Source organism: Sphingobium cupriresistens (genome assembly GCF_004152865.1).
GTDB classification, from domain to species: domain Bacteria; phylum Pseudomonadota; class Alphaproteobacteria; order Sphingomonadales; family Sphingomonadaceae; genus Sphingobium; species Sphingobium cupriresistens.
Map to the genome: position 1 here is coordinate 15,714 of NZ_SEOO01000014.1, position 11,361 is coordinate 27,074.

The window sequence follows — 11,361 nt, forward strand, 5'->3', positions numbered from 1 at the left end:
ATGAGGCCCCACCGCTTGCAAACCGTCCTGTTCCCTTTCCCTGTCCGCCATGCCTTATTGGCTGGCGCGGCGTTGCCCGGCTTCCTGCTGGCCCCCGCAGCGCTGGCGCAGCAGCTGAACGAGCCTGCCGCCCCGATCAGCGCGCCCGACGCGCCGATGCCGGAAAATGACGACCAGATCGGCTTTGCCGCCGATGCGCTGCAATATGACAGCAACAGCGAAATCGTGACCGCCGACGGCAATGTGCAGTTGCTGCGCGACGGCAACCGCCTGCGCGCCGACAAGATCGTGTGGAACCGCACCAGCGGCAAGGTGGAGGCGATCGGCAATGTGTCGATCATCGATCCTGAAGGCAATATCGCCTATGGCGACCGCATCGACGTCACCGATACGCTGAAGGACGGCGCGGTCGACAATATGCTGCTCGTGCTTCAGTCGGGCGGCCGCCTGGCGTCGGTCAAGGGCACGCGCGCCAACGGCGTCTACACGCTCAACCGCGCCACCTATACCGGCTGCGCGGTGGAGGACAGCCATGGCTGTCCCAAGGAGCCCACCTGGCAGATCAACGCCATCCGTGTGATCTACGACCCGGTGCGGCAGCGCGTGACGTACAAGAACGCCAATATCGAACTGTTCGGTCTGCCGCTGATCCCGCTGCCCGGCCTGTCCCACCCGGTCGGCGATGGCGGCAGCAGCGGCCTGATGGTGCCCAATCTGCGCTATGACCGCAATAACGGCTTCGAAGTCGCGCTGCCCTATTATTTCAAGCTGGCGCCCAATCGCGACATCACCGTCACGCCGCATGTCTATACCGACACGCTGCCGATGCTGGAGGCCAATTACCGCCATCTCTACGATCGCGGCGCCTATCAGGTCACCGGCTTCATCACCCATGGCAGCCGCGTCGCCACCAGCGACAGCAGCGCGGGCACGACCCCGGCCGCATCCGAAAAGGATATTCGCGGCTATCTCGACGCCAGCGGCAAGATGCAGTTGTCGCCCGAATGGAGCCTCGACGGGTCGATCCGCTTCGCCACAGACCGCACCTTCCTGCGCCGCTACGACATCAGCCGCGACGATCGGCTGCGCTCGACCCTGGGCGCGCAGCGGATTGGCGATGACAGCTATTTCTCGATTCGCGGCTGGACGGTGCAGACCCTGCGCCAAGGCGATTCGCAGGGGCAAACGCCGATCGCGCTGCCGGTCATCGACTATCGCCTGCGGCTCAAGGACCCGCTGCTGGGCGGCGTGCTACAGTTGCAGGCCAATACGCTGGCCATCACCCGCACCAGCGGTCAGGATACGCAGCGCGCCTTCGCCGCGGCGGAATGGAGCCTCCGCACGCTGACCGGGCTGGGGCAGGAAGTCACCTTCACCGGCTATCTGCGCGGCGACGTCTATCACAGCAGCGACAACGCGCTGACATCAGTGGTCAGCTATGCCGGCGATCCCGGCTGGCAGGCGCGCGGGATCGCCGCCGCCGCGGTCGACATGCGCTGGCCCTTCGTCGGCGAAGCCTTTGGCGGCGTGCAGCGCATCGCCCCGCGCGTGCAGATCGTCGCCGCGCCGCATCTGGCCAACCTGTCGCTGCCCAATGAGGACGCCCGCGCCGTCGATCTGGAGGACAGCAACCTCTTCGCGCTCAATCGTTTCGCGGGCTATGATCGGTTCGAGGATTCGACCCGCATCACCTATGGGCTGGAATATAGCCTGGCGCTGCCCGACTTCTCGCTCGACGCCAATGTCGGCCAGAGTTACCGGATCGACAATCGCCCCGCCATCCTGCCCGACGGCACCGGCCTGTCCGACCGCACGTCCGACATCGTCGGCCGCACCACCGTCCGCTATAAGGATTTCCTTGCCCTCACTCACCGCTATCGCGTGGACAAGGACAATCTGGCCGTCCGCCGCAATGAGATCGACGCGACCGTCGGCACCAAGAAAACCTATGCGATGGTCGGCTATCTGCGCCTGAACCGCGATGTGGCGTCGGGGCTGGAGGATTTGCAGGACCGCGAGGAACTGCGCCTGGGCGGTCGCATCCAGTTCGCCCGCTTCTGGTCGGTGTTCGGTTCGACCGTTATCGACCTAACCGATGCGAGGGAAGCGCCGAACAGCACGTCCGACGGCTACGAACCCGTTCGCCACCGCCTTGGCGTCGCCTATGAGGATGATTGCCTGACCCTCGGCCTCACCTGGCGCCGCGACTATCAGGCCAATGGCGACGCGCGAAAGGGCAATGGCTTCCAGCTACGTCTAGCTTTCCGCAATATTGGCATATAAGGAACAGGCTCCCGCCTACCGTCAGGACTGGTTAAGGCGGACCAGCGCATCACGCGCCGGTTCGTATTGGAGATTTTTGCCGACGATGCTGCCTGTCGCTTCCTCGCCCATCAGCCTGTTTCATGGCGTCCGTTCGGGCCTTCGCACCCTGCTCCTGTCTTCGGCGCTGATCAGTGTCGGCGTCCAGCCGCTTCTCGCCCAGACGGTCGATGACGGCAGCGATGTCGCGACGCAGCAACTTAACCTGCCCAAGGACGTGACCGTCTTTGGCAAGAGCGACCCCAATGTCCGCAAGGCGACGGCGATCGTCAACGGCCGGATCATCACGGGTACGGACATTGACCAGCGCCTCGCGCTCATCATCACCGCCAATGGCGGCAAGGTGGAGGAAGCGGAGAAGGAGCGACTGCGCGTCCAGGTTCTGCGCAACCTGATCGACGAAACGCTCCAGATCCAGGAAGCCGCCGCCAACGACATCAAGGTCGATCCGGCAGAAGTCCAGCAAAGCTATGAGCGCGTGGCGGCCAATTTCCGCCAGTCGCCGACCCAGTTCGACGCTTATCTGCGCGAAAAGGGCAGCTCCGCCGCCAGCATCAAGCGCCAGATCGAGGGCGAACTGGCTTGGAGCCGTCTGCAACGCCGCAACATCCAACCGTTCGTCAACGTGTCGGAAGACGAAGTGAAGTCGGTGGTCGACCGCCTGAACGCCGCCAAGGGCAGCGATGAATATCGGATCGGCGAAATCTATCTGTCGGCGACCCCGGAAAATCGCGCGCAGATCGTCGCCAACGCGCGCAACATCATCGAGCAGATTCAAAAGGGCGGCAGCTTCCCGGCCTATGCCCGACAGTTTTCCGAAGCCTCGACCGCAGCGGTCGGCGGCGATCTGGGCTGGGTCCGCCCCGCGCAGTTGCCGCCCGAACTGGCGCAGGCCGCTGCGGAAATGCAGGTCGGCCAGATCGCTGGGCCGATCGAAACCGTGGGCGGCGTGTCACTGGTCTATGTCATGGACAAACGGAAGGTCCTGACCGCCGATCCGCGCGATTCGCTGCTCAGCTTGAAACAGCTCTCCGTGCTTTTCCCCAAAGGGACGACCAAGGAACAGGCCAGCGCCAAGGCCGCCAGCTTCGCCGCCGCGATCAAGGAGATCAAGGGGTGCGGCCAGGCGAATGAGGTCGGGGCGAAGATCGGTGCCGACGTGGTCGATAACGACAATGTCAAGGTGCGCGACCTGCCGCCGCAGTTGCAGGACATATTGATTAATCTGCAGGTCGGCGAATCGACTCCGCCTTTTGGCTCGATCGACGATGGCGTGCGCGTGCTGGTGGTTTGCGGTCGCGACGATCCGGTGTCAGCCAACGCCCCCAACGCCGAACAAATCCAGGCGCAGTTGGAAGAAGAACGGGTCAACAAGCGCGCGCGCATCTACCTGCGTGACCTTCGTCGTGATGCGGTCATCGAATATAATTGACGTCGCGCCTCTCGCGCCCTTTGCGGTGTCGCTCGGCGATCCCGCCGGAATTGGGCCGGAGATCGTCGCGAAAAGCTGGGTGATGCGCGAAGCGCGCGGCCTGCCGCCCTTCTTCGCGGTGGGCGACGCCGCGTCGCTCCGCGCGGTATGGCTGGGACCGATCACGATCATCGGCGCGCCGGAGGAAGCCGCCGACGCGTTCGGCACGGCCTTGCCTTGCCTTCAGGTCGCCGACGCGGGCGAAATCGTGCCGGGCAGCCCCAGCATCGACGGCGCGCGCACCGCGTTCCAGGCGCTCGAAGTCGCGGTCGGCCTCGCGCGGCAAGGGTCCGCCGCCGGGATCGTGACCGCGCCGGTGGGCAAGGAACAGCTATATGGCGTCGGCTTCACCCATCCGGGCCAGACCGAATTCGTTGCCGAACGCTGCGGCGTGTCGCCCCATAATGCGGTGATGATGCTGGCCGGACCGTCGCTGAAAGTCGTGCCAATCACCATCCATATCCCGCTGGCCGATGTGCCGTCGGTGCTGACCATCGACCTGATCCGCGCGCGTGCGCTGACCACCGCCAAGGGATTGCAGCGCAATTTCGGTATCGTCCGCCCGCGCCTCGCCGTAGCCGGTCTGAACCCCCATGCCGGCGAAAATGGCGCGCTGGGCCGGGAAGAGATCGACGTGATCCGTCCCGCCATCGATCTGCTCCGCGAAGACGGCCTCGATATCGTCGGCCCGCTCGCCGCCGACGGCATGTTCCATGCCCGCGCCCGCGAAGCCTATGACGCCGCGCTCTGCATGTATCACGATCAGGCGCTGATCCCGATCAAGACGCTCTATTTCGACGAAGGCGTCAACATCACGCTGGGCCTGCCGATCGTGCGCACATCGCCCGACCATGGCACAGCCTTCGGCATCGCCGGCACCGACAGCGCCAATCCCGGCGCGATGATGGCCGCGCTCAAGATGGCGGCCGAAGCCGCGCGCGCCCGCATCGCCCATGGCTGACACCCGCCCCATATTGCCGCCTCTCCGCGACGTGATCGCACGCCACGGCCTTGCCGCCAGCAAGGCGCTGGGCCAGAATTTCCTGCTCGACGAGCAACTGCTCGACCGTATCGCCGCCATCCCCGGCGCGCTGGCCGACGCGCCGACGTTCGAAGTCGGTCCCGGCCCCGGCGGCCTGACCCGCGCGATTCTGCGCGCCGGGGCGCGGCTGGTCGCGGTGGAGCGCGATCGCCGTTGCCTGCCTGCGCTCGCCGAACTGGAGGAGGCCTTTCCCGGCCAGCTCCGCGTCATTTCCGGCGATGCGATGGCGATCGACGCCCATGCCGAGGCGGGCGACGGCGCCCATATCATCGCCAACCTCCCCTATAATGTCGGCACGCCGCTGCTGGTCGGCTGGCTATCCGCCGAATGGGAACCGCTGCCATGGTGGTCCAGCCTGACGCTGATGTTCCAGATGGAGGTCGCCGAGCGCATCGTCGCCAAGGCCGGCTCCGACCATTATGGCCGCCTCGCCGTCCTGTCCCAATGGCGCAGCGACGCGAAGATCGCAATGAAGGTGCATCGCAGCGCCTTCACTCCCCCGCCCAAGGTGATGTCCGCCGTGGTCCACATCACCCCCAGGCTGGCACCCGACGGGGTGCAGCTCAAATATCTCGAACGCCTCACCGCCGCCGCCTTCGGCCAGCGCCGCAAGATGATGCGCCAGAGCCTCAAGGGCCTGCCCGGCGCGCTCGAAGCGTTGGCCAGCCTGGGTATCGACCCGCAACGTCGCGCCGAAACCGTCAGCGTCGAGGAATTTGTCGCCATCGCACGGATATTGAGCCGTTAAATCCCAAGCCGATATTCAGCCCATCCGTTCGTGCTGAGTAGAGACTGAGCCTGTCGAAGGCTCGTATCGAAGCATTGTCTGGAAACCCCATGTCCCGCCTGATCCTGTTCAACAAGCCCTATGACATGCTGTCGCAATTCACCGATCGCGGCACCGACACGGCGCGCGCGACCCTGTCCGACTGCATCGCCGTGCCGGGCGTCTATCCCGCCGGCCGGTTGGACCGCGATAGCGAGGGGTTGTTGCTGCTGACCGACGACGGCCGGCTGCAATCGCGCATCGCCGATCCCAAATATAAAACCGCGAAAACCTATCTGGCGCAGGTGGAGGGCGACGTCACCGACGACGCGATCGCCACGCTCCGCCGCGGCGTGGGCCTCAAGGACGGTCTTACTGGACCGGCCGATGTCGAACGGATCGACGCGCCAGACCTCTGGCCCCGTAATCCGCCGATCCGCGTGCGCAAGGCGATTCCCGACAGTTGGATCAGCCTCACTATCCGCGAAGGCCGCAATCGGCAGGTCCGCCGCATGACCGCCGCGGTCGGCCATCCCACCTTGCGCCTCGTCCGCTGGCGCATCGGTGACTGGACGCTCGATGGCTTGCAACCGGGCGAATGGCGCGAGGTTCAGGTCGGCTGATCGGCATTACCGGGCAGGCGTAACAAACGCTTGCCCTTGGTCCGGCTGGTCAGATGATATTGGTCGCACCGGTCGCAACGATAGGTCCGCAGCGGCACGCTCCCCTCCAACGCCGCCGCCAGGGCCGCCTCCTGCGAGCCGAACCGCCGCTTGCGCGCGCAAATGCTGAGTCGCGTGCGAATCGCTCAATCCTCGGTCAGGAAGCTGACGCTACCTTCATTATAGAGCGTGACCACCAACGCCATCGCTTCATCGGCCTCCATCAGCACTGGATCGATCAGGACGCTGTCCGCCGCGCAAATCTGCCGGGCCAGCACCGCCACATCGCCGCTGCAATCATGACTTTCGCCATCGACGAATAATGTCACCGCGCCCTCCCCCGCCGCCACGAAGGCGAAGCGACTCGCCGGATTGCGGCACAGCGCGACGCCCTCCTCCACCAGTTCCCGCACATCCTCGACCGCGATCGGCTCTTCCGGCCGGAAGTCCAGTTCGGGATATTTACGCTCGCTACTATATTCCCCGAACCAGCGGGCGAAGGCCGCGCGATCGCTCAGCGCGTCGCCGACCATCGCCTGCAACCGCGCCAGCGCCGCCGCGCCGATCTCGCCGGGATTGGCCTGCGTCATCAGGTCCGGGTCGGCATAGCGGTCGTCATCATCCATGCCGCCGACGACATGGGCGCAAAATTGCTCGACCAGTTCGCTGCGCGACGGGGCGCGAAAGCCGACCGAATAGGTCATGCAATCGTCGCCTACGGCCACGCCATTATGCGCGACGCCCGGCGGCACATAGAGGATGTCGCCCGGCTCCAGCACCCATTCGGCTTCGGACTGGAAATCGGCCAGCAGGCGCAGATCCTCATGCAGCATCAGCGGCGTATCGGCGTCGCACCGCCCGCCCACCTGCCAGCGCCGCCGGCCCAGCCCCTGGATCAGGAACACGTCATATTGGTCGTAATGCGCGCCCACGCCGCCGCCGTCGGTGGCGTAGCTGACCATCACGTCGTCGATCCGCCAGTTAGGGATGAAACGGAACGGCGCTACCAGCGCGGCGACGGCCGGCACATGCATGTCCACCGCCTGCACCAGCAATGTCCAGGGGCTGCGGCCCATCGCGCCGAACCGGTCTTCGGGCAGCGGCCCATGTTCGACCATCCAGCGCCCGTCGCCCTGGCCGATCAGCCGCGACTCGACGCCTTCCTCGCAGGCCAAACCCGCCAGTTCGTCCGGTTCCAGCGGGTTCACCCACGCCGCCCACGGATTGCGGATCAGCAGCGGCTTCTTCTGCCAATAATCGCGCAGAAACAGGTCGACGTCGAAATCTGTGAAGTGCATGGGCTGCCCGCGGTTCAGCGGCGCGCCTCATGCGCCCGCCCAACGGCCTTGCCGGGCTAACCCGACGAAGTCAAAGCGCGTTAAGGCGTTTGCGTCGGTGCCGCCTTGGGCACGGTCACCGCGTCCTTGCTCGTCATCGCGACGGCGGGCGGCCCTTTCTGGATCGCCGCGGCCAGCTTGCCGACCGACGCGCAGTCGCCCTTGCACAAGGCTTGCGCCTGCGCGAGCACATCCTTCGCCCTGGCGATCGCGCCCTTTTCGACCATCGCCTCGCCCTGCCCGGCCAGCGCGGCGACGTCGGTGGGATCGAGCAGCAGCGCCTCCTTGTAGAGGCGGATCGCCTTGCCCTGCAGCCCCTGTGCGCGCGCGATCTCCGCCAGTTCGATGAAGGCGGCGCGGTTGCGCGGATCGATCGCCAGCGCGCTTTCCAGCGCATCCGTCGCGCCTTCCAGATTGCCGGCCTTGTGCGCGGCCTCGCCCGCCTTCTGCCATTCGACCGACTGGGGGCTGATCTGACTATCCGGCTTCTGGCTCAGGCCTACGCTCGACACGGTGGTCAGGACGATAGCGAGCGCAATCGAGGCGGGGGTAAAACGCATTAATATCTCCAGCCATGTTTCAGGCGCTGATTTCGGCCCATAGCCCACGCCCCAAGTGTCGCGATTTTGCGGGCGCTTGTCCATGGCCTGTTTCATCCCTCCCGGCGCAGCCGCGCAAAGAAGAAGCCGTCGCTGCCGTCATGCCCCGGCGTCAGCAGCAGCCCCGCGCCATGCGCCCGGCCGACGGGCAGGTCGATCGGCTCCGCCGTCCACCCCGCATGGCGGGCCAGAAAGGCGTCGACCTGCCCGCGCCCTTCGCGCTCGGTCAGCGCGCAGGTCGCATAGACCAGCGCCCCACCCGGCGCCAACAGGGGCGCCGCAAAATCGAGGATGCGGGCCTGTTCCGCGACCAGCCGGTCGAGCCGCGCCTGCGTCAGCCGCCAACGCGCCTCCGGGTTGCGCCGCCAGGTGCCAGTGCCCGAACAGGGCGCATCGACCAGCACCACGTCCACTTGGCCGTTCAGGCTCTCCAGCCCCCGCGCCTCATGACTCTGGTCCAGCAACAGCGTCTCGATGAAGGTCGCGCCCGCACGCGCCGCGCGCGGTTCCAGCCGCGCCAGCCGCGACCGGATCGTGTCAGCGGCGACCAAAGTCCCGCGCCCCGCCATCGCGCCCGCCAGCGCCAGCGTCTTGCCGCCCGCCCCGGCGCACAGATCGACCACGGTCATGCCCGGCTGCACCCCGCACGCCGCCGCGATCCACTGGCTGCCGGCGTCCTGCACCTCGACCAGCCCGTCCTTCCACGCCGCCTGCTGCTCGACCGGAAAGCCTTCGGGCAGGCGCAGCCCATCGGGCAGGCCGGCGATCGGCGTCGCATCGGGCAGTGCAGGCGCGACCGCCTCCGGCGTCGCCTTCAGCCGATTGACGCGCAAATCCACCGGCGCGCGGCCCAGCAGCGCATCCTGCTCCACCTTGTCCGCCAGCAAGCCTTGCAGCCATTCTGGCACCGCGCCCGCCTCAGCCCCCGTCTCGCCCGGCTCGATCGGCAAGGGTGCATGGGTCGATCCGTCGAACAGCGCAGCCATGTCCGGCCGCTCCAGCGCCACGCCAATCATCGCCGCGCGCCCTGTCTCCGGCCGCTCCGCCGCGCGACGGATCGCGTCATAGACATGGTCGCGCACCGCCCGCCGATCCCGCGACCCGGCATAGCGCCGTTCCTTGAAATAGCGCGCGATCAGCGTATCAGCCGCCGGCCCGCCATCGCGCGCCGACGCAATGATGGCGTCCAGCAGATCGATCGCAGCCTGAATACGAGCGGACGGGGTCATATCCTCCCCGACACGGGGAGGGGGACCAGCCAGAGGCTGGTGGAGGGGGCGGGCGGCAAACGCGACATTTCTGGAAATAGCTGCATGAAAAGTCGTAAAAAGTCACTCAACGAAGGTCGTGAGGAAAGGCTATCCCCCTCCACCACTGGCTTCGCCAGCGGTCCCCCTCCCCGTGTCGGGGAGGATTTACCGCGTCGGATAATTGGGCGCTTCCCGCGTGATCGTCACGTCATGGACATGGCTTTCCGAAAGCCCGGCATTGGTGATCTGCACGAAGCGCGCGCGCTCCTGCAAATCCTTGATCGTGGCGCTGCCGGTATAGCCCATTGCCGCCTTCACGCCGCCGACCAGCTGGTGGATGACGTCCTTGGCCGGTCCCTTGAACGGCACCTGGCCCTCAATGCCTTCGGGCACCAGCTTCATCTGATCCTTGATATCGGCCTGGAAATAGCGGTCGGCGCTACCGCGCGCCATCGCGCCGACGCTGCCCATGCCACGATAGCTCTTATAGGCGCGGCCCTGATACAGGAACGTCTCGCCCGGCGCTTCGGCGGTGCCGGCCAGCAGCGATCCCACCATGACGCAACCCGCGCCGGCCGCCAGCGCCTTGGCCAGATCGCCCGAAGTGCGCAGTCCACCATCGGCGATCACCGGCACGCCCTGCTTGGCGGCTTCCTCGGCGGAGTCCATAACCGCCGTCAGCTGCGGCACGCCCACGCCCGCGACAACGCGGGTGGTGCAGATGGACCCCGGCCCGATACCCACCTTCACGCAATCCGCGCCCGCGCCGATCAGCGCCTTGGTCGCTTCGGCGGTGGCGACATTGCCCGCGACCACCTGCACATGGTTGGACAGTTTCTTCACCGCCTCGACGGCAGCCGACACCTGGGTACTATGGCCGTGCGCGGTATCGATGACGATCAGGTCGCATTCCGCGTCGATCAGCGCCCGGCTGCGCTCCAGCCCCGTTTCGCCGACCGTCGTCGCGGCGGCGACGCGCAGGCGGCCCGTCCCGTCCTTGGTCGCCTGCGGATAGGTAACGGCCTTCTCGATATCCTTGACCGTGATCAGGCCGACGCAATGATAGCCCTCGTCCACCACCAGCAGCTTTTCGATCCGGCGCTGGTGCAGCAGGCGCTGCGCCTCTTCCTGGCCCACGCCGACCTTGACCGTGGCGAGGTTATCTTTGGTCATCAGCTCGCTGACCGGTTGCTTGGGATTTTCCGCAAAGCGCGTGTCGCGATGCGTCAGGATGCCGACCAGCTTGCCATTGGCTTCCACGACCGGAATGCCGCTGATCTTGTGCCGCTGCATCAGCATCTGCGCGTCGGCCAGCGTCGCGGTGGGCAGGATGGTGATCGGGTTGACCACCATGCCGCTCTCGAACCGCTTGACCGCGCGCACGGCGTCCGCCTGCTCCTCGACGGTCATGTTCCGGTGCAACACGCCAATCCCGCCCAACTGCGCCATGACTATCGCCATGTCGGCCTCGGTCACCGTGTCCATCGCCGACGACAGGATCGGGATGTTCAACTTGATCTCGCGCGTGACGAAAGTGGACGTGTCCGCCTGGCTGGGCAGCACATCGGATTCGCCGGGCTGCAACAGCACGTCGTCAAAGGTGAGGCCGAGGCGGATATCCATGGAAAAAGCCACTTTCTGCTGCGGAACCGACGCCGAAAAAGACGGCGCTTCCGGGGGATTTGTGGCGGCCCATGTAACCACTATGGGCGCGCACGGCCAGACCCTTTGGGGGATTTATTGTGGAGGCCGAAGGCCGCCGCGCCATTACCGGCGAAAGTCGCGAGCGGCGATATGTCTGCCATCTTGGCAGCGATAGGAGAGCCGCCGCAAGACCCCCATCCAACCTTCTCCGCGCCTCTGCCTCTTCGCGCGATTATAGTATTGCGCGGAGCGCGTTAGTCACGCCGGG

Annotated in this window: 9 protein-coding genes; 5 read left to right on the plus strand and 4 right to left on the minus strand. The window is 66.1% G+C overall.

Features of this window, described 5'->3' with window-relative positions; genetic code table 11:
• The 5 genes from EWH12_RS10015 to EWH12_RS10035 all read left to right on the plus strand — a co-directional run bounded on the left by EWH12_RS10015 (position 1) and on the right by EWH12_RS10035 (position 6,224).
• Entirely contained in the window at positions 1-2,283 is a 2,283-nt protein-coding gene (locus tag EWH12_RS10015; protein WP_129926479.1) for an LPS-assembly protein LptD, read from the plus strand.
• An 85-nt stretch (positions 2,284-2,368) separates the two neighbouring features.
• Positions 2,369-3,754, plus strand: coding sequence for a peptidylprolyl isomerase (locus EWH12_RS10020; RefSeq protein ID WP_066600637.1), 1,386 nt, complete (start codon positions 2,369-2,371; stop codon positions 3,752-3,754).
• Positions 3,732-4,754: a 4-hydroxythreonine-4-phosphate dehydrogenase PdxA gene (gene pdxA, locus EWH12_RS10025; RefSeq protein ID WP_066600634.1), complete on the plus strand. Its 1,023-nt coding sequence runs from the start codon at positions 3,732-3,734 to the stop codon at positions 4,752-4,754. Before EWH12_RS10020 ends, pdxA begins: the two co-directional genes overlap by 23 nt.
• Positions 4,747-5,583, plus strand: a complete 837-nt coding sequence (gene rsmA / locus EWH12_RS10030; RefSeq protein ID WP_129926480.1) for a 16S rRNA (adenine(1518)-N(6)/adenine(1519)-N(6))-dimethyltransferase RsmA — start codon at positions 4,747-4,749, stop codon at positions 5,581-5,583. Before pdxA ends, rsmA begins: the two co-directional genes overlap by 8 nt.
• Positions 5,584-5,672: 89 nt before the next feature.
• On the plus strand, positions 5,673-6,224 hold the full coding sequence (locus EWH12_RS10035; RefSeq protein ID WP_129926481.1) for a pseudouridine synthase: 552 nt from the start codon (positions 5,673-5,675) through the stop codon (positions 6,222-6,224).
• Positions 6,225-6,409: 185 nt separating this feature from the next.
• Here the strand turns inward: EWH12_RS10035 and EWH12_RS10045 are convergent, their stop codons facing one another.
• The 4 genes from EWH12_RS10045 to guaB all read right to left on the minus strand — a co-directional run bounded on the left by EWH12_RS10045 (position 6,410) and on the right by guaB (position 11,072).
• Complete coding sequence (locus tag EWH12_RS10045) at positions 6,410-7,561, minus strand: ribosomal protein uL16 3-hydroxylase (RefSeq protein ID WP_129926482.1); 1,152 nt, start codon at positions 7,559-7,561, stop codon at positions 6,410-6,412.
• 80 nt (positions 7,562-7,641) lie between these two features.
• A complete protein-coding gene (locus EWH12_RS10050) occupies positions 7,642-8,160 on the minus strand; it encodes a tetratricopeptide repeat protein (protein ID WP_129926483.1) in 519 nt (172 codons plus the stop codon).
• A gap of 92 nt (positions 8,161-8,252) precedes the next feature.
• Positions 8,253-9,428 (minus strand): RsmB/NOP family class I SAM-dependent RNA methyltransferase, encoded by a 1,176-nt coding sequence (locus EWH12_RS10055; protein ID WP_129926484.1) that lies wholly within the window; start codon positions 9,426-9,428, stop codon positions 8,253-8,255.
• Positions 9,429-9,614: 186 nt separating this feature from the next.
• Entirely contained in the window at positions 9,615-11,072 is a 1,458-nt protein-coding gene (gene guaB, locus EWH12_RS10065; RefSeq protein ID WP_066600625.1) for an IMP dehydrogenase, read from the minus strand.
• Positions 11,073-11,361 lie beyond the last annotated feature (289 nt).